The sequence below is a fragment of the Pseudoxanthomonas mexicana genome (assembly GCF_001556105.1).
Lineage (GTDB): Bacteria > Pseudomonadota > Gammaproteobacteria > Xanthomonadales > Xanthomonadaceae > Pseudoxanthomonas_A > Pseudoxanthomonas_A mexicana_A.
Map to the genome: position 1 here is coordinate 40,119 of NZ_LSIF01000055.1, position 21,308 is coordinate 61,426.

Below are 21,308 nucleotides of genomic sequence, written 5' to 3' on the forward strand. Positions count from 1 at the left end.
GGTAACCCACCAGCATGAATGAAGCGCTCGCCATGCCGACCCGGCCCCGGGCGGCATGGCCTTGGGCCGGCCTCGCCACGGTCGTCTTCCTCGGCGTCACCGCTGGCGTGCAGATGAGCGACCGCGGGCTGCAGTCGATCCTGTCGCCGGCGATCCGGGAGACGTTCGGCGTCGGTGACGCCGTCATCGGCGCGCTGCACGGTATCGCGGGCATCCTGATCGCCAGCGCGCTGGCGATGCCGCTGGCGCGCCTCGCCGATCGGCATTCGAGGAAGACGATCCTGCTGGGGCTGATCGCCGCATGGACGGCTCTGACGCTGTTGGGGGCGCTGGCACCCAACTTTCCGCTGTTCTTCGTCGGGCGTGCGGCCGCCGGGATCACCGAGTTCGCGATGATTCCCATCGTGTATTCGCTGATCCCGGACCTGGTGGGCGAGCGATGGCGGGTTGGTGCGAACCTGGGGTTTGCGGCGTTGATGGCCACAGGTGCGAGCGCCGGGTTCTACCTGGGGGGCGACCTGCTGCACTGGGTGTCCGGATTGGGCGGCATCGGCTGGCTTGCCGATCACGATCCATGGCGCAAGGCGATGCTGGTGCTCGCACTGGCGGGCCTGCCGTTGTTGCTGGCCGGCAGCTTCACCCGGGATCCGCCGCGGCATGTGGTGACGGACAGCGCGCCGCAGGTTGCTTCGTTGCTGGCGTTCGTACGCGCGAACCTGTGGCAGGTACTGCTGTTCATCGGTGCGGCCGGCGGCGTCGCCGTGGCGGTGCAGGCGGTCACGCCGATGGCGGCGATGGCACTGGTACGCCGTTTCTCCGCCGACCTTGAGGCCATCGGGCACACGTTGGGCATGCTGATCCTGGTCGGCAACATGGCCAGCCTGCTGATCGCATGGGGGGTGGATCGTGCGCTGCGATCCCGCTTCGGCGCACGCGGAAGGCCGGCGATCATGGGTGTGGCGACGGCCATTGCCATTCCCTGTGCTGGCCTGTTGGCCGTCGCCACGTCGGTGTCCGTGGCGCTGGCGCTGGTCGGCGCTTTCCTGCTGGCGACCTGTGTCGCGAATGCATTGCTCCCGACGATGCTGCAGGACCTGGCACCGGTGGAACTGCGCGCGCGCGCGTTCGCGGGCTACAGCTTCGTCATCGCCGCCTTCTGCGCCCTCGGGCCGGTACTATCCGGCGGCATTTCCCAGTTCCTGCTGGCCGACGACCTGCTGTCGGCCATGTCGTTCGCGGCGGTGCCCGTGATGGGCGTTACCCTGGTGTGTACCTTCCTGTGGTGGTCCCGATCATGATGTCAGGCCTTCTTGCCGTGGTACTGGCGGTTCTTTCCGCCATGGCGCTGTATGCCGGTTCGCGGCATTGCCGATGGACGTCCTGGCGTCGCGTCGGCCGCGCCGGTCGCTGGGGTGGCGCGTTGCTGGCGATCGCGTCGTGGGTGGTGTGGATGCGCGTGTTGGGTGCTGGTGCGGGATCCTGCGCGATGCTCGGCACCTGGATGCTGGCGATGATGGCGCTGCCCTACATGGCCGGTATCCGCATCGGCGGCGATGTGCGGAGCGATGGCTGATGTGGGCGCGCGCGACGGCCGGCATTGTCCCGGGGTTCTTCCTGTCCGCGGTGCTTGTGGGCCTGGTCAGCTGGGTGTTGCCGGGGCCATGGCAGTCCACGCTGGTCGCGGGCGGACTGGTGTTCTTCCCGGTCTGGGTCGGCCTCTTCTGCCTGGCGTTCCAGTTCCGCAGCGGTGCACGCGCGTGGTGGATCTACGGCGCGATATCCGTTGCCGGCCTTGGGATGCTCACGCTGCTGCGCTACCTGCAGTGGGTGCAGTAGGAGTGTTGCCGTGAAGCTGAAATCCGCCACGCTGCGTACGTTCACCACGCTGCACACCTGGGTCGGCCTGGTGGCCGGGTTCGCGTTGTTCGTCGCGTTCTACGCCGGCGCGATCACGATCTACCACCACGACCTGATGGTCTGGCAGTCGCCGCATGGCGCCAGCCAGCCAGTCGGAACGCTGGACGACGCGCAGCATCTGCTGGATGAAACGCTGTCGCGTCATCCCGATTCGCGGAACTGGATCGGCATGCTGTTCCCGGGCGAAGAATCCGCGCAGCCGCTCGTCTACTGGCCGGACGCGAAAGGCACCTGGTACTACGCCACGCCGGATGTCCTGCAGGGCACCACCGAGCCGCCTGCCGCCGCGTTGTCCGAACTGGTCAATGCCTTGCATTACTCGCTCGGCATCCCGGTGGTGGGCATCTACCTGATGGGCATCGTCAGCCTGCTGTACGGCGTGGCGCTGGTGTCCGGCATCGTGATCCACTTGCCGAAGCTGGTGGACGACCTGTTCGCGCTACGGCCCGGCCGCAATCTCAAGCGTTTCTGGCAGGACGCACACAACGTGATCGGCGTGCTCAGCCTGCCGATGCACGTGATGTTCGCGATGACCGGTGCGTTGCTGTGCCTCAGCCTGCTGCTTGCGTTGGCGCTCAACCCGCTGATCTACGGCGGCAAGCTGCTGGAGGCGATGCCGGTCGCGCTCGATACCGCGCCGTCGCTCACCGCAGCGGGAAAGCCGGAACCGCTCGGTGGACTGGCGATGTGGCACGCCCGCGCGCAGGAAGAGGCGAAGAAGCAGGGCCTGCAGGCGTTCGAGCCGGTCTACATGAAGCTGACCCATGCCGGCGATGCGAACGCGGTGGTCGAGATCACCGGCGAATCGCCGCGTACGCTGGGTGCGTTGGGCGCGGTCGCCCTGAACGCCAACACCGGTGCGCTGGTCGCCAGCCAGTTGCCCGGAAACCGCGACGCCAACCACGCCACGCTCTCGATCACCTACCTGTTGCACTTCGGTGAGTACGGCAATGCCTGGGTGCAGTGGCTGTACTTCCTGCTCGGCATCGGTGGCGCGTTCCTTTTCTATTCCGGCAACCTGCTGTGGATCGAATCCCGGCGCAAGCGGCGACAGGAAGCGCAGGGCAGGGCGCAAGTCGCGATGGCCAAGGCGACGGTCGGGGTCTGCATCGGCGTTTGCGTGGCGATTTCGGCGGCGTTCGTCGCGGCGCAGGTGTTCGAGGCGAAGGGCGCTGCCTGGGCTATCCCCGTCGATGTCGGGGTGAAGGTCGCCTGCTTCGGCACGTGGGCGCTCTGCGTGGCATGGGCGGTCCTGCGCGCGCCGATCCGGGCGGCGACTGAACTGCTCTGGGCAGCGGCCATCGTCACTGCGCTGGTGCCACTCGCGCACGGCCTGGCCACGGGCGCGTGGTTGTGGAAGAGCGCCGCGATCGGTCACACCGCCTTGTTCGCGATCGACCTGGGCGCGTTGGCGATGGCGATGGGCTTCGCCTGGCTTGCGCGCCTGACCGCGCGACGCGCCGCCACGGGTGAAGCGAACAGCGTGTGGACGCTGCCCGCCAAGGTCTAGGTGCGCTGTTTCAGGACGGATCGGTGGATTTGCGCGCCATCAGTTCCTGCAATCGCTCGCGCGTATCGGCGCGCGTCAGCGGTTTGTCGAACAGGAAGACACGTACGCCGTGCGCCGGCACGTCCGCCTGCAGGCGGTTGCGTGCCCGTTGCCGCTTCCCGCTGAATGCATCGCGCCACTCGCCTGGCTCCAGGTATTCCGACACCGACAGCTTGGCGGGCGTATCCGCCTTGTTCAGCAGCACCAGGGCGGTCTGCGTGACGCCTTCATGCTGCAGGACGCGGTAGAAGACCGCCTGGTCGCCCTTCAATCGCACATTGAGCTGCAGGCCGCGCTGCAGCGCTGGCGTGTCACGACGCAGCGCCGCGATGCGCTTGAGCGGGGCAAAGATCGGGCTCTGTGATGCGGTAGCAATGCGTTCCTGTCCGAAGTAGTTGCGGTTTCCGGCATGTTCGGCGCGGCCACGTTCGAAGCCGATCTCCGAGCCGTAGTAGACGACGGGGATGCCGCGCGCGGTGAACAGCCAGTTATGCGCGTCGATGAAGCCGGCATCGGGCGCATTCATGCGTGCCATATCGTGGTTGTCGTAGAAGGTCATCAGGTCGTACGGATTGGCGTACGGACCATCTTCCAGATACAGCGCCTTGCCGATCTCCTCATAGCTGGTGCCCGGTTTCTCGAACACCTCGGTGAGCTTCCCCTTGAGCGGGAAGTCCAGCACGCTGTAGCCGCCGTTGCGCGTCCACGTATGGCCGGCGATGCTGGCTGCGTCGTAGTTGAAGTTCTCGCCGAACATGAAGAAGCCCGGCTTCTTTGCGCGGATGCGGTCGGCGAACTCCTTCCAGAACGCATGCGGCATCCAGGCGATGGTGTCCACGCGGAACGCGGCAGCGCCCTGGTCGATCCACTGTTCGTAGGCGCCGACCAGATACTCCATCACCGCGGGATTGTGTTCGTTGAAGTCGGACAGCTGCGCCAGTCCGCCGCCGGTGTTGTAGAACGCGTGCATCGGCTTGCTGCGCGGTTGCAGCTTGTCTGGATTTACGTTCTGGTGGTCGGCGATCAGCTTGCCATCCTTGTCCCAGACCTTGCCGTATTGCGGCTGCATCGTCGGCATCGAATACGCGGGCGAGCCATGGTTGCCGACGATGTCGAGCACCACGTCCAGCTTCTGTTCCTTCATGCCACGGGTGAAGCCGGCGAAATCCAGGCCTTCGCTGGGCAGGTGTTCGTCCAGCGTGTAGAAGTTGATGCCCCAGTAGCCGTGGTAGCCGGTCTTGCCGCGGTCGGTGAACATGCCGGCCCACTTCACTTCCTCGCCGCCGGTGAAGGCTTCGTCGGGGTTGTCGATGATCGGCGTGACCCATACCGAGGTGAAGCCGAGGTCGCGGATGTAGCCGGCATTGTCGAGTACACCCTTGAAGTCGCCGCCGAGGTAGCCGACGTTGTCGGTCTGGCCTGCCGGTGCGCCCGGCGTGGGCCTGTCGAACGTCGGGTGCTTGCCGCCCTGGTCGCGATGGTCGTTCGACGGATCGCCATTGACGAAGCGGTCGGTCAGCACGAAGTAGATCGCTTCCTTCGCGAATGGCTCGGTGGTGCCGTAGAGATCGTCCGCCGCGATGGCCGCAGCCGGCAGAAAGAGCAGGATCGAGACGGCGGTGGCGAGGGCAAGCTTTCGCATCAGGCGGCCTCCGGGCCAGATCGTGGTTCTTTCACGCGCAGTACGAACACGCCGGCCACCAGAAGGCTGACGCCACCGATGGCGAGCGCGTAGATCGGTTGACCACCGGCGAAAACCTTCAGCAGGAAGCCGAGGACACTGGCCGCTACCAATTGCGGGATGACGATGAAGAAATTGAAGATGCCCATGTAGACGCCCATCTTTTGCGCCGGCAGGCTGTCGGACAGCAGGGCATAAGGCAGCGAGAGTATTGAGGCCCATGCGAAACCCACGCCGACCATCGATAGCAGCAGCCATTGGGGATCGCGGATCAGGATGAGCGACAGCAGGCCGAGTCCACCCAGCGAGACATTGATGAGGTGGCTCATGCGCAGGCCGACGGCGCGCACCATCCAGGGAATCAGGATCGCGGCGAGCGCAGCGAAGCCGTTGTAGGCCGCGAACAGCACGCCGACCCAGTTTGCGCCTTCGTTGTACGCGGCCGATGAGGTGTCGGTGGTGCCGTAATGCACGCCGGTGATCGCCGCGGTGGTGTAGATCCACATGGCGAACAGCGCGAACCACGAAAAGAACTGGACCACCGCGAGTTGCCGCATGGTGTCGGGCATGGTCTGCAGATCGGTCATGATCGAGGTGAACATGTTGTTCGCCCGCCACGTGCTGGCGAGGAGCAATGCCAAGCCATAGGCCGCCATACCGCCTGCCAGCACATAGAGCAGGCGGTCTAGCTGCCACCAGGCCACCGCCGCGATCGCGGCCAGGCCGGCGATCAACCACCCTATGGACGCTCTGCGTGATCGGTCGCGATCGATCTCGGTGTCCAGCGCAACGCCGGAAGGCGAAGCATCGTCGAAGGATGTCAGTTGCTCCGGCGGATACTCCCGCGTCCTGACGACGGTCCACAGGACCGCAAGGAGCAGGACGGCACCGCCGAAATAGAAGGCGTAGGTCACCGTATCGGGAACGTGTCCAGGCGCGGCCGTGTTGGACACGCCCGCCTTCGCCAGCAGCCACGGCAGCATGCTGGCCACCACAGAGCCCACGCCGATGAAGAAGCTCTGCATGGCGTAGCCGGTGGGCCGTTGCCTGGGCGGCAACTGGTCGCCGACGAACGCCCGGAACGGCTCCATCGATACGTTGAGCGACGCATCTAGGATCCAGAGCGTGCCGGCCGCGATCCACAGCGCGGACGAGTTGGGCATCACGAGCAAAGCGGCCGTGGAAAAGATGGCACCCCATAGGAAGTAGGGGCGGCGCCTGCCAAGGCGTGTCCATGTGCGGTCGGAGAAGTGGCCGATGATCGGTTGCACGATCAGTCCGGTCAGCGGGGCTGCGATCCACAGGCCGGGCACGTCGTCCATGTCCGCACCGAGCGTCTGGAAGATGCGGCTGACGTTGGCGTTCTGCAGCGCGAAGCCGAACTGGATGCCGAGAAACCCGAAGCACATGTTCCATATCTGCCAGAAGGACAGGCGGGGCTTGGCGGTCATTCGGGGTTCCCTGGTCGTGCGATGCGGTCGAAGTGCGCGCACGCGTTGGCGAGCGTCGCGGCATCTTGCCGACATGCGCGGCCGATTCCATGCTGCACCGCAAACAACGCAGGCGAGCGGCGGGCGCCGCATCCGCGCGTCGCCGCGCGGCGCCCAGGTGCGGAAAACCATTGGTACATCTGCGTTTCGGCCGAAGAGTGTCGTGGCACGCGCGTCAGTCGCCGAGTGATGCGGAGCCTTCGCCCGCCGCCATCTGCATACGTATTCATGCGCACCGATGACGACCGGCCTGCGCGCATCCCGATGCGGCGTGGAATAGTGGCGCCCGCCGAGCGCACCGGAGGGGTTCGCTACGCATTGCGACGGGTGCATCGATGACGAAGAACAACTGGTGGCGTGGCGCGGTGATCTACCAGATCTACCCCCGCAGCTTCCTGGACACCAACGGGGACGGGGTAGGTGACCTGCCGGGCATCGTCGAGAAGCTCGACTACATCGCCGGCCTGGGCGTGGATGCCATCTGGATATCGCCGTTCTTCAAGTCGCCGATGGCCGACTTCGGTTACGACATCGCCGACTACCGCGACGTCGATCCGCTGTTCGGCACACTGGCCGATTTCGACCGTCTGCTGGCCAAGGCGCACTCGCTCGGCGTCAAGGTGATGATCGATCAGGTGCTCAGCCACTGCTCGGTCGACCATGCCTGGTTCAAGGAAAGCCGCGAGAGCCGCGACAATCCGAAGGCCGACTGGTACGTGTGGGTCGATCCGAAGGAAGACGGCACGCCGCCCAACAACTGGATGTCGCTGTTCGGCGGCGTCGCGTGGCGCTGGGAACCGCGCCGCGAGCAGTATTACCTGCACAACTTCCTTGCCAGCCAGCCCGACCTGAACTTCCACAACCCGGCGGTGCAGCAGGCCACGCTCGACAATGTGCAGTTCTGGCTGGACCGTGGCGTCGATGGTCTGCGGCTGGATGCGATCAACTTCTGCTTCCACGACGCGCAGTTGCGCGACAACCCACCCAAGCCGAAGGAAAAGCGCGTGGGGCGTGGCTTCAGTCCCGACAATCCCTACGCCTACCAGTACCACTACCACAACAACACGCAGCCGGAGAACATCGCCTTCCTGGAGCGGCTGCGTGGATTGCTGGATCGCTATCCGGACGCGGCCGCGCTGGGCGAAATCTCGTCGGAGGACTCGCTGGCGACCACCGCCGAGTACGTCACCGACCAGCGCCTGCACATGGGCTACAGCTTCGAACTGCTCACCGAAGATGGCAGTGCGGGTTACATCCGCGCGACGGTCGAACGGCTGGAAGCCGCAATGATCGATGGCTGGCCATGCTGGGCGGTATCCAACCATGATGTGCAACGCGCGGTGACGCGCTGGGGCAACGGCGAGGCATCGCCGGCGCTGGCAGCGCAGTTGGTCGCGCTGGTGTGTTCGCTGCGCGGTTCCGTCTGTCTGTATCAGGGCGAAGAGCTCGGCCTGCCGGAAGCCGACGTGCCGTACGAGGCGTTGCAGGACCCTTACGGCAAGACGTTCTGGCCGAACTTCAAGGGTCGCGACGGGTGCCGCACGCCGATGCCATGGACGGACGGCGAGCGTGCCGGATTCAGCGACGGCACGCCATGGCTGCCGATTCCCGCAGAACATCGTGCGATCAACGTGGCGGTGCAGGACGCTCGGCCGGATTCGGTGTTGAGCGTAGTACGCCGCTTTCTCGCGTGGCGTCGAAGCCTGCCCGCGTTGCGTGTCGGCAGCATCCGGTTCCTCGACGCACCGGAGCCCGTGCTTGCGTTCATCCGCGAAAGCGATGAGCAACGGATCCTGCTCGTGTTCAATCTCTCCGCGCATCCGGTGACGTGGTCCCTCCCCGACGACATGCAAACGGAATCACTGGATGCGCAGGGACTGGTCGCGGCCGTGCTGGACGGTGCGGTGCTGTCGTTGCCGGCGCGCGGCGTCTACTACGCGCAGCTGATCTGACCACGCACGATCGTGACGGGTCGTCCGGCGCACATCGTCCGAGCACGTTGACGCATCGGGCGCTGGTGCATGCGCGCCTGAACGATGCTCCCCGCGAATGCCTGATTTTCAGGGCGGAATACGTGTTACATGGGTCTGCGGAAATATGCATGAATACGTATGCAGGCCGGTTTGTGCAGCTGCGCAGGCCACTACCATGGCCGCACGTTTCGGGGCACCTGCCCCTGGCGTAGCAGACCCGGGCGATCGCACCACGTGACGCACCCGGTTCATCGCATACAACGTCCTTGGAGAGGGGAACATGCATTTCAAGCGCAACCTGCTGAGCGCGGCGTTGGCGTCCGCCATCGCGCTCACCGCGACCGGCGTACAGGCCCAGACCGCTCAGGCTCCTGCCGAACAGAACCAGACCGACGCCACCGAACTCGACACCGTCGTCGTCACCGGCATCCGCCGCGGCATCGAGAGCGCGATCTCGGTCAAGCGCGATTCCACCTCCATCGTCGAGGCCGTGTCCGCCGAAGACATCGGCAAGCTGCCCGACGTCAGCATCGGTGAATCCATCGGTCGCCTGCCCGGCCTCGCCGCGCAGCGCGTGGCCGGTCGTGCGCAGGTGATCAGCGTGCGTGGCCTGTCGCCCGACTTCTCCACCACCACGCTCAACGGTCGCGAGATGGTCAGCACCGGCGACAACCGCAGCGTCGAATTCGACCAGTACCCGTCCGAACTGGTTGCGGGCGTCACGGTCTACAAGACGCCCGATGCCGGCCTCGTCGGCCAGGGCCTGTCGGGCACGATCGACATGCAGACCGTGCGTCCGCTGAGCTTCGATGCGCCGGTGGGTACCATCGGCGTGCGCGGCCAGCGCAACGCACTGGGCGCGGCCGCGGATTCGTCCGCCTATGGCGAGCGGATCAACGCCAGCTACATCACCCAGAATGAAGCGCGCACCCTCGGTTTATCGATCGGTTACTCGCACTCCACCACGCCGATCCAGGAAAACCAGGTCGGCCTGTACGAGCCGTGGCAGGCGATCGGTGACAACTGGCGTCCGGGCGTGCCTGCCGGCACGTTCTATTCCGACGGGATCAAGGCGCTTCGTCGCACCGGCGAAACCAGGCGCGATGGGGTGATGGCCACGTTGCAGTTCCGTCCGTCGAACGCGTGGACCAGCACGCTGGACCTGTTCCATTCGCGGGCCAGGCAGGTCGATACGGCCAACCAGTTCGAAGTGCACATCGGCGACTACAACGGCGGCTACGGCCGGCTGCAGGTCACCAATCCGTCGATCAATGGCGACAACACCTTCACCGGCGGCACCGTCGGCAACGTGTACCCGCTGGTGCGCGGCATGTACAACAAGCGCGAAGACGAGATCAACGCCTTCGGCTGGAACAACGAATTCACCGCCGGCCAGGCGCGCATCATCGCCGACATCGGTTGGTCGCGCGCCAAGCGTGACGAGCTCAATCTCGAGAACAATACGCAGATGCTGCCGGCGCCTCAGCTGGATGCGCTGCAACTGCAGATCCGCAACAACGGCTTCTCGCAGATCAATCCCGGCCGCAACTACTCGGACCCGAATTCGCTCTACCTGACCGGCACGATCTACGGCTCCGGCTACGGCAAGGTGCCGAACGTGGTCGATGAACTGCGCACGGGCAAGCTGGGGGCGTCTTTGCCCGCTCCGTCGTTCCTCTCCTGGATGTCCGACATCGACGTCGGCCTGAACTACGCCGACCGCGAGAAGAACAAGCGCCAGCCCGAGGGCAACATCAATCTCGGCCCCCAGGGCAATACGACGATCGGTTCCGACCTGCAGTACCGTCCGGTCGACCTGAGCTTCGCCGGTATCGGCTACATCCCCTCCTGGAACGTGCCGGCCGCGGTCGCGCGCTACATGACGTTCGAACCGAATGCCATCGCGCCTTACCTCATCGCCAAGTCCTGGGACGTCAGGGAGAAGACCAGCACCGCTTACGTCCGCGGCAACATCGATACCGAATGGGGCGGCGTGAGCGTGCGTGGCAACGCCGGCGTGCAGGTGCAGCGCATCGACCAGTCTTCCGACGCGGTCAGGCTCAGCGGAGGGTCCAATACCCAACCGATCCGCATGGGCAAGACCTTCACCGACGTATTGCCGAGCTTGAACCTGGCGTTCGGCTTCGATCACGACCAGACCCTGCGCGTCGCGCTGGCCAAGCAGGTGGCGCGCCCGCGCGTGGACCAGTTGCGCGCCTCGCTGGAAGTGACGGCATCCGATGGTCCCGATCAGGACAACGGCCTGCGCAACAGCTTCGCCAGCGGCGGCAATCCGCTGCTGGATCCGTGGCGCGCCTACGCATTCGACGTCTCCTACGAGAAGTACTTCGGCACCAAGGCCTACGTGGCCGCCGCCTACTTCTACAAGGACCTGCAGACCTACATCTACACGCAGACCGATCCGTTCTACGACCTCTCCGCGTACACGCCCGATATTCCGCCGAGCACGAACAACCCGGGCATCGGTGTCGATCCGACCGGCAGCTATTCGCGTCCGGTGAACGGCGAGGGCGGCACGCTGCAGGGCCTGGAACTGACGGCGTCGCTGCCGTTCGACATGTTCAGCGATGCATTGCAGGGCTTCGGTGCGGTGGCCAGCGCCACGTTCAACGACAGCAACATCCAGATCCGCGATCCGGAAAGCGCCTCCAGCGTCGGCGCAGGCGACATCGACCTGCCGGGCCTGTCCAAGCGCGTCTACAACCTGACCGTGTACTTCGAGAAGAACGGGTTCGAGGCGCGCGTCAACCAGCGTCGCCGTTCGGACTTCATCGGTGAGATCGGCAACTTCAACGGCAATCGTACGCTGCGCTATGTGGTCGGCGAGAACATCACCGACGCGCAGGTCAGCTACACGTTCCCGGACGGCCATGCGCTGAGTGGCCTGAGCGTGCTGTTCCAGGCCAGCAACCTGACCAACGAGGCTTACCAGACCTACGCCGGCACCAAGGACCGTCCGCTGGAATACGTCGAGTGGGGCCGCAGCTACCTGCTGGGCGTCAGCTACAAGTTCTGATCACGCGACACTTTGCTCTCCCAGCCCGTCGGCGTCCTGCCGGCGGGCTTTTTCTTTGCAGGGCAGGCGCCGGATCATGAAGGCCACCGCAAGCACGGCATGCTATTCCGTGGCGTCTTCACCGACGGGCGTCAGTCGCGCCTTGCCCACCCTGCGTCGTTCCAGCGACACGGCCTCGATCTCCCACGCGCCTGCGCGCACGGTATCGCCGACGACGGGCAGACGCTCCAGTGCATACAGAAACAGCCCGGACAGGCTGACGTACGAGGGATTGCGTTCGAGCGCGATACCGGTGGCGCGTTCCACGTCCTCCATCGACATGGACGCGTCGACGATCCAGCCGCCCTCCGTCTGCTCGACGCCGTAGTCGGCATCGCGCGTGTCCGCAAGATCGCCGGCAATGGCGGCAAGCAGGTCGTTGGCCGTGACCACGCCTTCCACGCCACCGTATTCGTCGACGACCACGGCGAACGGCACGGCATGCTGCTTGATGCGCTCCAGCGCACGCAGGGCGGTCGTGCTCTCGGGCAGGGTCAGCGGCTCGCGCAGGTAGTCCGACAGCACGAGCGGCTTGCCGGACAGCACGCCGGCGAGCAGGTCGCGACTCTGCACCACGCCCTGCAGCGCGTCGAGATCGCCATCGCCGACCAACAGGCGGGTATGCGGTGACTGCACCAGTTGCTGTGTGGCGTGATCGGTGCCTTTCCTGATGTCGATCCACTGGATGTCGGTGCGTACCGTCATCACGCTGGCCACCGAACGGTCCGCCAGCGTCAGCACGCTGCGGATCATGTCGTGCTCGACCGCTTCCAGCCCCGGCTCCTGCTTCGCCTCCACATCCTGCGTACTGGTGCCGGTATCGCCAGACGGACGCGAGCCCAGCAGGTTCATCACCGCATTGGCGGTGCGTTGCCGGAACGGAAGCCGCTGGGCGTGCTTCTGGCGGTTGAAGCGCGACCACTGGTTGAACCCTTCGATGAGGATGGAGAACACGATGGCGGCGTACAGGTAACCCTTCGGAATCTTGAAGCCCAGGCCTTCGGCGACCAGGCTGAAACCGATCATCAGCAGGAAGCCCAGGCACAGCACGACCACGGTCGGATGCCGGTTCACGAAGCGGGTGAGCGGCTTGCTGGCCAGCATCATCACGGCCATCGCGATGATCACCGCGGCGAACATCACGCCGAGGTCGTCGACCATGCCGACGGCGGTGATGACCGAGTCCAGCGAGAAGACCGCGTCGAGGATCACGATCTGGGTGACGACGACGCCGAAGCTTGCGTAGACCTTGTTGCCGCCCGATTCGTGCGAACGGCCTTCCAGGCGCTCATGCAGCTCCATCGTGGCCTTGAACAGCAGGAACAGGCCGCCGATGAGCAGGATCAGGTCGCGCCCGGAGAAGGCATGTTCGAAAACGGAGAACAACGGCGTCGTGAGCCGCATGATCCAGGAGAGCGTGGCCAGCAGGCCCAGTCGCATCAACAGCGCCAGGCTCAGGCCGATGAGGCGTGCCTTGTCGCGCTGGTGGGGAGGAAGCTTGTCCGCCAGGATGGCGATGAAAACGAGGTTGTCGATGCCGAGGATGATCTCGAGCACGACCAGCGTTGCCAGACCCATCCAGATCGTCGGGTCGGATAACCATTCCATGAAAGGCGTGTGGTAGCGGAGGGCATTCGATCATCGCATGCGCGATGCGGCGCGCTTTTCAGGGCTGCGCCTGTACCTGAATTCGTTGTTCATGTTTGACGCGAAACGCATGCGCTCAGGCGTCCATGCGCATGCGATTGCACTAAAGAAGGCAGCCGCGTGGTGGCAATCGTTCCCGTCGAGCGCTTAGTATCGCGGTCGCTGCTCCAGCCGGCGCACGGCCATGCCAGAGCCCTCCCTTCCACTCACGAGGAGTATCCATGCGTCCCGTTGCGTACCGCGTTCCCGCGTCCTTGATGGCGCTCACCTGCAAGTTCGCCGTGGCCAGCAGCCTGCTGTTCGCACTCGCCGCGTGCAAGCCGCAGACGCCTGCGGCCGAGCCTTCCGCCGCTGCAGCCGCAGCGGTACCTGCCGCTGCCGGCGGTGGTGAAGTCAATCTCTACACCACGCGTGAACCCGCGCTGGTGCAGCCGTTGCTGGATGCATTCACAGCGAAGACCGGGACCAAGGTCAACACGGTGTTCGTGAAAGACGGCCTGCCCGAGCGCCTGCGCGCGGAAGGCGAGCGTTCGCCGGCCGACGTGCTGATGACGGTCGACAGCGGCAACCTGCTGGAACTGGTCGATGGCGGGCTGACGCAGCCGGTCGCCTCCGACGCGCTCAACGCGGCGATTCCTTCGCACCTGCGTGCCGCCGACGGCCAGTGGTTTGCGCTGTCGCTGCGCGACCGCGTGCTGTATGCGCGCAAGGACCTGTCGCTGGCGGGCTTCGCCTACGAAGACCTGGCCAAGCCGGAATGGAAGGGCAAGGTATGCATCCGCTCCGGCCAGCATCCGTACAACGTCAGCCTGATCGCGGCGATGATCGCGCACGCCGGCGAGCCCGCGACCGAGCAGTGGTTGCGTGGCGTGAAGGCCAACCTGGCGCGCAAGGCTGCCGGCGGCGATCGTGAAGTGGCGCGCGACATCCTCGGCGGCATCTGCGACATCGGCATCGCCAATGCGTACTACGTCGGCCGCATGAAGAACAGCGAGGAAGGCTCCGAGCAGCGCCAGTGGGGCGACGCGATCCAGGTCGTGCGCCCGGTGTTCGCCTCGGCGACCCCGACCGGTACCCACGTCAACATCAGCGGCGCGTCGGTGGCGAAGTTCTCGCCCAACCGCGAGAACGCCGTGAAACTGCTCGAATACCTGGTGTCGGACGACGCGCAGAGCCTGTATGCGAAGGCCAACTACGAGTACCCGGTGAAGGCGGGCGTGGAACTGGATCCGGTCGTCGCCAGCTTCGGCGAGCTGACCAGCGATCCGCTGCCATTGCAGCAGATCGTCGCCCAGCGCAAGAAGGCCAGCGAACTGGTCGACCGCGTGGGCTTCGACAACTGACAGCCGCGCCATGAGGCCAGCCCGACGGCTGCCTGCGGGATGGCGCATCGCCGCGGCCGGTATCGCGCTGTCCGCGGCGACTCCATTGATCGCGCTGGTGTGGGAAGCCGTCGGTGGCAGTGACGGCCTGTGGTCGCACATGGCCCGTTACGTGCTTCCACAGGCGGGATGGAACACGTTGAGGGTGCTCGCCGGTGTCGGCGTGATCGTCGGCGTCGTGGGTACCGGCACGGCATGGCTGGTCACCGCGTTCGAGTTTCCCGGACGTCGCGTGATGGCATGGGCACTGCTGCTGCCGCTGGCGGTGCCCACCTACATCATTGCCTACGTCTATCTCGATCTGCTGCATCCGCTGGGCCCGCTGCATGCCGGTCTACGCGCGGTGCTGGGCATCGATGATCCGCGCGACCTGCGCCTGCCCGATGCGCGATCGCTGGTCGGCTGCATCGTGCTGCTCGGCTTCGTGCTGTACCCGTACGTCTACCTCACCACGCGCGCCATGTTCATGACGCAAGCAGGCGGCTTGCTGGACGCCGCGCGCTCGCTCGGCACGCCGGCATCGGCGCTGTTCCATCGGGTGGCGCTGCCGCTGGCGCGGCCGGCGATCGCCGTCGGCATGGTGCTGGCGTTGCTGGAAGCGCTCAACGATATCGGTGCCTCCGAATTCCTTGGCGTGCAGACGCTCACCGTGTCCGTCTACACCACCTGGATATCGCGCAGCGATCTCGCCGGTGCGGCGCAGATTGCGCTTGGCATGCTGGTGGTGGTGGTGGCGCTGATCGCATTGGAGCGGCACGGGCGACGCCGGCAACGCTACGCCGCGACGCGTCGCCCGCAGCCGACGCGGGCGACGCGATTACGAGGCATCGGGGCCTTCGCCGCGCTCGTGGCGACGGTGGTGCCGGTGACGATCGGCTTCTTGCTGCCGTTCGCACATCTGGTGATGAGTGCTTGGCAGCGCTTGCAGCAATCCGGCGTGTCGCCGCAGCTGCTCGACAGCTTGTGGAATACGCTGACGGTGGCCGTGTTCGCCACCGTCCTTGCCCTGCTGGCGGCGCTGGTGGTGGTGTGGGCGTTGCGCCTGGCGCGTGCGCGACGGCAGGCCGTCGTGGAAGCGGTCAGCCTGCGCGTCGCCAGCCTGGGCTATGCCATTCCAGGCACTGTGCTGGCACTGGGACTGCTGGTGCCGCTGGGTGCGTTCGACGCAGGCCTGTCCGCGTTGTTCGCACCGTTCGGCATGTCGCCGCAGCTGTGGTTGATGGGGTCCGCTTTCGCCTTGGTCATCGCGTACACGCTGCGGTTCCTGACCATTGCGATCGGCAACGTGGAGGCGGGCATGGAGCGCATTGCGCCGTCGCTGGATGACGCCTCACGCAGTCTGGGCAGGACCTCGACCGCGACGCTGCGTCATGTGCATCTTCCTTTGTTGCGACCGGCGCTGGCTGCGGCTGCTTTGCTGGTATTCGTCGACGTGATGAAGGAGCTGCCGGCCACCTTGCTGCTGCGGCCGCTAGGCTTCGATACGCTGGCGACGTGGCTGTATGCCGATGCCGCGCGTGGCGCGTATGAGGAAGGCGCGATCGCAGCCCTGTTGATCGTGGTGGCCGGCCTGCTGCCCGTCGTGCTGCTGGCGCGTGCAGGCCATCGCATGGGGAGACACGCGGCATGACGCAGGATGTCTGGCTTGAGCTGGACGGCGTGGTGGTCGGATATCCCGGCCCGGCTGGTCTGCGCGTGGTGGTGCAGGGCCTGTCGCTGTCCCTGTCGCGCGGCGAGATCTGTGCGCTGTTGGGCGCGTCCGGTTGTGGCAAGACCACGGCGTTGCGCGCCATCGCCGGCTTCGAGCCCATCGCGGACGGGCGCATCGTGCTCGACGGATCCGAACTCGCGACGCGTGGTCAGGCGCTCGCGCCCGAGCAGCGACGCGTGGGCATGATGTTCCAGGACTACGCGCTGTTTCCGCATCTGGATGTCGCGGACAACATCGGTTTCGGCATCCACGCACTGGCGCGCAAGGCGCGTGATGCGCGCGTACAGGAATTGCTGGAACTGGTCGGCCTGGCCGAGGCCGCGCGTGCCTATCCGCACGAACTCTCCGGGGGACAGCAACAGCGGGTCGCGCTGGCCCGTGCGCTGGCACCGCGGCCGTCGCTGCTGTTGCTGGATGAACCGTTCTCGAGCCTCGATGTGCAGACACGTGCCCGGCTGGCGGGCGAGTTGCGCGGACTCCTGAAGGCCGCCGAGACGACTTCGTTGTTCGTCACCCACGACCAGGCCGAAGCGTTCGCCATGGCGGACCGCGTCGGCGTGATGGCGCAGGGTCGCCTGTTGCAGTGGGATCGTCCCGACGTCCTGTATCGGTCGCCGACCCATCGCGACGTCGCGACCTTCATCGGACGCGGCGCGTTGGTGCCCGCATCGGCACTGCAGGACGGTATGCAGGGCGAGGTGCTGCTGCGCCCGGGCGACGTGCGCCTGGATCCAGCGGGTAGCCTGCGCGGCGTCTTGATCGCGGTGACGTTCCGCGGACCTCATTTCGAAGGACGTGTGCGGCTTCCGGGTGGCGACAGCGTGGATATCGACCTGGGGGTGGCGGAGCCGCCGGCAATCGGCAGCACGCTTGTCCTGGCGCTGGCAGGAACCTCGCTCGTCAGGTTTCCACCATCGACTTAGGGAAGGCCTGTACAACGCGCCTTGACGCCGGCAGTTCTGCATCCACGCGCGGGTTCGAACTCGACCGGCTGATTCTCGACATTTTCTGGCGGGATTCGATGCAGTTCCGCCCTGCGGGCGCGACTACCTGTCGTCGGCAGAGCTGCCGGTGCGACATCCACGGATTCGACGGCGCGAACAGCGCCGGCACGTGCACCGCACCGAACGCCAGCGCGCCCTGACGTGCCATCCGCGCGTCGTGCTGCCGACGCATTGGGATAGTTTCTCGGTGCCCGTATGAGGACGAGGCCGCACTGTCGAAGACAACACAGGAGAAGGGCGAACCGTTTGCTGCGGTGCAGGGCGCGCCCAGGCCCGCCATGTGGATGCGTCGATCGCCGCTGCCGCGTCATCGTCCGGGCAATGAATGGCGGGCTTGAGGCCGGCCTGCCGACATCGCGCATCGCGTGCGGGGAGAAGGTGCCCCGGGGACGGATAAGGGGCCGGCGCGGCGTCGCACCATGCGCGCTGCAACCGCTGATCGCGGGGGGTGATGCATCACCCCGGGAGCGGCCTTCGGCCTTACCCGGCCCAGGCGGTATGCGTGCGATCGGCGATATCGCCAGCGCCTTCGCGCAACTCCGCCATCAGTGTGGTCGGCGTACTGCCGGCGATGGCATGGAAGTCGGCGATCAGGTGGGCCTGGTCGTAGTAGCCGGTGTCGGCGGCGATGGCGGACCAGTTGACCGTGCCGGCGGCTTGCGCGGCGCGTACCGCGTGTTCGAAGCGCTTCAGGCGCGCATACGTCTTGGGGCTGAGGCCGAGCGTGTCGTGCAGTACGCGGCGGAGGTGGCGTTCGCTGATGCCGAGATCGCGCACGACATGACCGAGGCTGGCGACCTGCAGCCGTTCCAGCGCGGCAGCGAGGAACGCCGGTGTAGCGACGACCGTCGGCCGCCGTGCCGCACGCGACGACACCGCGGCGTCGAGTAGCGCACCGGCAGCCTGCGTATCGGCCGTGTTGGCGAGGTGTTCGCGCAGGCGCTGCACCTGGGCCGGGGCCCACAAGGCGTCCAGCGGTACGGGGCCGCCCTGCAACGCCGAGGCCGAGACACCGAGCGCCGCTTCATACGTGCCGGGGCGCAGGCGCGCGATCACCGCACGCTGTCCGCCGCGGATGAACTTGCGATGGACCTGTCTGCGCGGCCCCATCGCGTGCACGTCGACGCCGTCCGGCAGGGTCGGCCCGAAGCGCACGACGAGCTGCGCTTCCACCTGGGGGATGGCCACGCGCTGGCGGTCGCGCGGGTAGTCGCTCGCCGTCCATCCGACGACCGGGCGCAGGTCGGCACCGGCAGCGGTCACAGGCGAGCGGGCGAGGGCGGACGGCATGGGGGCATTGTGGTCACGGGATGCCGCTGCCGCAACCCATGTGCGATGGCCGGTTTTTCCAATGCGTCGGACGATGTGGCGTCTATCGTGGCCCCCATGAACATACTCGTAACCGGCGCGACCGGAAAAGTGGGAAGCAGACTCGCGATGCGGCTGGTGCAGCAGGGACACGCGGTGCGTGCTCTGGTGCGCGATGCCGCGCGTGCAACCGACCTGTCGGACAACGGCATCCAGCTCGCCATCGGTGACCTGATGCAGCCGGCCTCATTGCCGGCAGCCGTGGAGGGCGTGGACGCGGTGGTGCATTGCGCGGCGTTCTTCCGCGGCGCCACGCCGGAAGAGGCGCATGCGGTGAACAACCTGGGCACGCAGCATCTGGCGGAGGCAGCGCGCGAGGCCGGCGTGGCGCGCTTCGTGTTCACCAGCACCGGTCTGGTCTATGGGCCGGACGGGGGCGTGCCGTCGCAGGAAGACGATGCCTGCGCGCCGGTCGATGCCTACCCGCAGAGCAAGCTGGCGGCCGAGCGGATGCTACTGGCGATCGACGGTCTCGACGTGCGCGTGCTGCGGCTGCCGTTCGTCTACGGCGACGGCGATCCGCATATCCAGGACGTGGTGCCGTTCATGCGCACGTTCCCGCCGGACCAGCGCATGTCGCTTGGCCATCATGCCGACGTGGCGCAGGCCGTCATCCGCCTGCTCGACAAGGCGTCACCGGCATATCGCATCTACAACGTGGTGGACGATGAAGCGCCGGACCTGGCGACGCTGTTCGCCGCGGTCGGCCAGCCGCCGCCGGATGGCTCGGACCCGAAGCGTGCGAAGGCGTTCTCCGCCGTGATGGATGGACGGCGCATCCGCGAAGATCTTGGCTTCCGGCCCGTGTATCCGCGGCTGGCGGATGCGGTGAGGGCGGGGGAGGCGTAAGCCTGCTTTGATCGCCGCTACATCGGGTCGTCGCGGTGCGCGATGGCGGGCTTGAGCCCGCCCTACGTGAGGATCAATCCTCGTCCTGCGCCTCGCGGCCCTGCTGGCGGATCAGGGCCAGCTCACGCGCATCGTTGATCGCATCACGCACGCCGTCGAGGTCGACGCTGCGTTCGTCCGGGGTGAACCGGCCGGTGAGTGGCGTGTCGGGCAGCAGCGTGCCGGCTTCGAACAGCACCCACATCTCTTCGCCATACCAGGTGTCGAGCAGTTCCGGCGCCCAGCGGCCGAGCGTGGCAGTGAGGTTGTTGACGTCGCGCAGCAGCATGGTGCGCGCGGCATTGTTGCCGCCGGCGCTGACCACCTGCGGAAAGTCGATCACCACCGGGCCGTCGGGACCGACCAGCACGTTGTACGCTGACAGGTCGCCGTGGATCAGGCCGCAGCACAGCATGCGCACGACCTGGCGCACCAGCACGGCGTGGTACTCGCGGGCCTGTTCCGGCGTGAGTTCGATCTCGCCCAGGCGCGGGGCGGAGAAGCCTTCGGCATCGGTGACCAGTTCCATCACCAGCACGCCGTGGAAGAAGCCGTAGGGCTCGGGCACGCGCACGCCGGCCTCACGCAGCTGGTACAGCGCGTCGACCTCGGCGTTCTTCCATTCGGCTTCCTGCTGCTTGCGGCCGTAGCGGCTGCCGCTGGCGACCGCGCGGGCCTCGCGGCTGCCGCGCGACTTGCGGCCTTCCTGGTACTGCGCGCGCTTCTGGAAGCTGCGCTGCGCCATGTCCTTGTAGACCTTCGCGCAGCGGACGTCGTCGCCCGCGCGCACCACGTAGACGGCCGCTTCCTTGCCGCTCTTGAGCGGGCGCAGCACCTCGTCGATGACGCCTTCGTCGATCAGCATCAGCAGGCTGGCAGGGGTCTTCACGGCATCCTTGCAGGCGCGCGGCGAACGCCGCGACGGGCGGGCAGTGTGCCCGAACACGGCACGGCGTGCAGGCAGCGCGGTCCCGAATGTGAATGTGAAAGCCGCATCGCGTGCGCCGAGGGGAAAGCGCCCCTCAGCCGCCTTCGGCATCTTCTCCCCGTCGTTCACGGGGAGAAGGGAACGGCGGGTGGGTCGCGGCTTTTCCGCCCCGATGCGGGAGGTGCCGCTTTTCCCTTCGCCCCGCGTGCGGGGAGAAGGTGCCCGGAGGGCGGATGAGGAGCGAGCGCTGTGTTGCACCGTGCGCGGTGCATCCGTCGGTCGTCGACTGCGGGTGGCGATGCAACCGCGGTGAGTGCGCGGGAGATGTTTCGCGCAGGCGGAGGGGAAAGCGCCCCTCATCCGCCTTCGGCACCTTCTCCCCGTTTTACACGGGGAGAAGTGAACGGCGCACGGCGGGCTTAGGCCTGCCTTACGAGCCGCCGTCGTCGCGGACCCGCGTCACGCGCTGGCGGTAGGCGGCGACGTTGTCGCCGTCGATGCGGGTGCGCTGGGTGCCGGTGACGGTGTCGACCTTGCGGTCGTTGCCGGTGACGGGTTTGGCCTCGATATCGGTTTCATTCTCGAAGGCGTGCGACTTGTCGGTGTTGCGGTAGTACCGGTAGATCGCCCAGTACAGCGCCGCGGCCCCGGTGGGACCGAGGGCCAGCAGCCATAGGCCGTTGTCGTCGCTCAT

The 21,308-nt window shown here is 66.4% G+C and carries 17 protein-coding genes; 10 read left to right on the forward strand and 7 right to left on the reverse strand.

Annotation, left to right across the window (positions count from 1 at the left end; genetic code table 11):
• Positions 1-32: 32 nt before the first annotated feature.
• From AX730_RS09180 to AX730_RS09195, 4 genes are read left to right on the forward strand one after another with little or no spacing between them, the layout of a single operon-like run.
• A complete protein-coding gene (locus tag AX730_RS09180) occupies positions 33-1,298 on the forward strand; it encodes an MFS transporter (RefSeq protein ID WP_198147112.1) in 1,266 nt (421 codons plus the stop codon).
• Complete coding sequence (locus tag AX730_RS09185) at positions 1,295-1,573, forward strand: hypothetical protein (protein WP_062355175.1); 279 nt, start codon at positions 1,295-1,297, stop codon at positions 1,571-1,573. The genes AX730_RS09180 and AX730_RS09185 overlap by 4 nt, the downstream gene beginning before the upstream one ends.
• A complete protein-coding gene (locus AX730_RS09190) occupies positions 1,573-1,836 on the forward strand; it encodes a hypothetical protein (protein WP_062355177.1) in 264 nt (87 codons plus the stop codon). The genes AX730_RS09185 and AX730_RS09190 overlap by 1 nt, the downstream gene beginning before the upstream one ends.
• Positions 1,837-1,846: 10 nt before the next feature.
• A complete protein-coding gene (locus AX730_RS09195) occupies positions 1,847-3,427 on the forward strand; it encodes a PepSY-associated TM helix domain-containing protein (protein ID WP_062355180.1) in 1,581 nt (526 codons plus the stop codon).
• Positions 3,428-3,437: 10 nt separating this feature from the next.
• On the opposite strand, the gene AX730_RS09200 is transcribed toward AX730_RS09195, so the two are convergent.
• A complete protein-coding gene (locus AX730_RS09200; protein ID WP_062355183.1) occupies positions 3,438-5,108 on the reverse strand; it encodes an alpha-amylase family glycosyl hydrolase in 1,671 nt (556 codons plus the stop codon).
• Complete coding sequence (locus tag AX730_RS09205; RefSeq protein ID WP_062355184.1) at positions 5,108-6,598, reverse strand: MFS transporter; 1,491 nt, start codon at positions 6,596-6,598, stop codon at positions 5,108-5,110. The genes AX730_RS09200 and AX730_RS09205 overlap by 1 nt, the downstream gene beginning before the upstream one ends.
• A gap of 374 nt (positions 6,599-6,972) precedes the next feature.
• Between AX730_RS09205 and AX730_RS09210 the strand changes: the two genes are divergently transcribed.
• Both AX730_RS09210 and AX730_RS09215 read left to right on the forward strand, forming a co-directional pair.
• Positions 6,973-8,589, forward strand: coding sequence for an alpha-glucosidase family protein (locus AX730_RS09210; protein WP_062355186.1), 1,617 nt, complete (start codon positions 6,973-6,975; stop codon positions 8,587-8,589).
• A gap of 301 nt (positions 8,590-8,890) precedes the next feature.
• Positions 8,891-11,647 carry a TonB-dependent receptor gene (locus tag AX730_RS09215; protein WP_062355188.1) on the forward strand — a complete coding sequence of 919 codons (2,757 nt, stop codon included), beginning with the start codon at positions 8,891-8,893 and terminating at the stop codon, positions 11,645-11,647.
• 102 nt (positions 11,648-11,749) lie between these two features.
• Here the strand turns inward: AX730_RS09215 and AX730_RS09220 are convergent, their stop codons facing one another.
• Complete coding sequence (locus tag AX730_RS09220; protein ID WP_062355190.1) at positions 11,750-13,294, reverse strand: TerC family protein; 1,545 nt, start codon at positions 13,292-13,294, stop codon at positions 11,750-11,752.
• A 260-nt stretch (positions 13,295-13,554) separates the two neighbouring features.
• Here AX730_RS09220 and AX730_RS09225 point away from each other — a divergent pair, with 260 nt between their 5' ends.
• Genes AX730_RS09225 through AX730_RS09235 form a run of 3 tightly spaced genes read left to right on the forward strand, consistent with a single transcriptional unit; the run spans position 13,555 to position 17,349 of the window.
• Complete coding sequence (locus tag AX730_RS09225; RefSeq protein WP_198147113.1) at positions 13,555-14,676, forward strand: Fe(3+) ABC transporter substrate-binding protein; 1,122 nt, start codon at positions 13,555-13,557, stop codon at positions 14,674-14,676.
• A gap of 10 nt (positions 14,677-14,686) precedes the next feature.
• Positions 14,687-16,345, forward strand: coding sequence for an ABC transporter permease (locus AX730_RS09230; protein WP_062355191.1), 1,659 nt, complete (start codon positions 14,687-14,689; stop codon positions 16,343-16,345).
• On the forward strand, positions 16,342-17,349 hold the full coding sequence (locus AX730_RS09235) for an ABC transporter ATP-binding protein (protein WP_083537822.1): 1,008 nt from the start codon (positions 16,342-16,344) through the stop codon (positions 17,347-17,349). The genes AX730_RS09230 and AX730_RS09235 overlap by 4 nt, the downstream gene beginning before the upstream one ends.
• Here AX730_RS09235 and AX730_RS18855 read toward each other — a convergent pair.
• Both AX730_RS18855 and AX730_RS09240 read right to left on the reverse strand, forming a co-directional pair.
• Positions 17,327-17,578: a hypothetical protein gene (locus AX730_RS18855; protein WP_157074177.1), complete on the reverse strand. Its 252-nt coding sequence runs from the start codon at positions 17,576-17,578 to the stop codon at positions 17,327-17,329. The genes AX730_RS09235 and AX730_RS18855 overlap by 23 nt on opposite strands.
• 332 nt (positions 17,579-17,910) lie before the next feature.
• On the reverse strand, positions 17,911-18,720 hold the full coding sequence (locus AX730_RS09240; RefSeq protein ID WP_062355193.1) for a helix-turn-helix domain-containing protein: 810 nt from the start codon (positions 18,718-18,720) through the stop codon (positions 17,911-17,913).
• Between the two features lie 96 nt (positions 18,721-18,816).
• Between AX730_RS09240 and AX730_RS09245 the strand changes: the two genes are divergently transcribed.
• Entirely contained in the window at positions 18,817-19,647 is an 831-nt protein-coding gene (locus AX730_RS09245; RefSeq protein WP_062355392.1) for an NAD-dependent epimerase/dehydratase family protein, read from the forward strand.
• Between the two features lie 73 nt (positions 19,648-19,720).
• On the opposite strand, the gene AX730_RS09250 is transcribed toward AX730_RS09245, so the two are convergent.
• Together AX730_RS09250 and AX730_RS09255 are read right to left on the reverse strand one after the other, a co-directional pair.
• On the reverse strand, positions 19,721-20,575 hold the full coding sequence (locus tag AX730_RS09250) for a PA4780 family RIO1-like protein kinase (protein ID WP_062355395.1): 855 nt from the start codon (positions 20,573-20,575) through the stop codon (positions 19,721-19,723).
• Positions 20,576-21,044: 469 nt separating this feature from the next.
• Positions 21,045-21,308: a hypothetical protein gene (locus tag AX730_RS09255; protein WP_062355196.1), complete on the reverse strand. Its 264-nt coding sequence runs from the start codon at positions 21,306-21,308 to the stop codon at positions 21,045-21,047.

What these genes read in the sequence shown, in the direction of transcription:
- AX730_RS09180 (WP_198147112.1), top strand. Translation starts at nt 33, where the DNA reads ATGCCGACCCGGCCCCGGGCGGCATGGCCTTGGGCCGGCCTCGCCACG.
- AX730_RS09185 (WP_062355175.1), top strand. Translation starts at nt 1,295, where the DNA reads ATGATGTCAGGCCTTCTTGCCGTGGTACTGGCGGTTCTTTCCGCCATG.
- AX730_RS09190 (WP_062355177.1), top strand. Translation starts at nt 1,573, where the DNA reads ATGTGGGCGCGCGCGACGGCCGGCATTGTCCCGGGGTTCTTCCTGTCC.
- AX730_RS09200 (WP_062355183.1), bottom strand. Translation starts at nt 5,108, where the DNA reads ATGCGAAAGCTTGCCCTCGCCACCGCCGTCTCGATCCTGCTCTTTCTG.
- AX730_RS09205 (WP_062355184.1), bottom strand. Translation starts at nt 6,598, where the DNA reads ATGACCGCCAAGCCCCGCCTGTCCTTCTGGCAGATATGGAACATGTGC.
- AX730_RS09210 (WP_062355186.1), top strand. Translation starts at nt 6,973, where the DNA reads ATGACGAAGAACAACTGGTGGCGTGGCGCGGTGATCTACCAGATCTAC.
- AX730_RS09215 (WP_062355188.1), top strand. Translation starts at nt 8,891, where the DNA reads ATGCATTTCAAGCGCAACCTGCTGAGCGCGGCGTTGGCGTCCGCCATC.
- AX730_RS09220 (WP_062355190.1), bottom strand. Translation starts at nt 13,294, where the DNA reads ATGGAATGGTTATCCGACCCGACGATCTGGATGGGTCTGGCAACGCTG.
- AX730_RS09225 (WP_198147113.1), top strand. Translation starts at nt 13,555, where the DNA reads ATGCGTCCCGTTGCGTACCGCGTTCCCGCGTCCTTGATGGCGCTCACC.
- AX730_RS09230 (WP_062355191.1), top strand. Translation starts at nt 14,687, where the DNA reads ATGAGGCCAGCCCGACGGCTGCCTGCGGGATGGCGCATCGCCGCGGCC.
- AX730_RS09235 (WP_083537822.1), top strand. Translation starts at nt 16,342, where the DNA reads ATGACGCAGGATGTCTGGCTTGAGCTGGACGGCGTGGTGGTCGGATAT.
- AX730_RS18855 (WP_157074177.1), bottom strand. Translation starts at nt 17,578, where the DNA reads ATGGCACGTCAGGGCGCGCTGGCGTTCGGTGCGGTGCACGTGCCGGCG.
- AX730_RS09240 (WP_062355193.1), bottom strand. Translation starts at nt 18,720, where the DNA reads ATGCCGTCCGCCCTCGCCCGCTCGCCTGTGACCGCTGCCGGTGCCGAC.
- AX730_RS09245 (WP_062355392.1), top strand. Translation starts at nt 18,817, where the DNA reads ATGAACATACTCGTAACCGGCGCGACCGGAAAAGTGGGAAGCAGACTC.
- AX730_RS09255 (WP_062355196.1), bottom strand. Translation starts at nt 21,308, where the DNA reads ATGAGCGACGACAACGGCCTATGGCTGCTGGCCCTCGGTCCCACCGGG.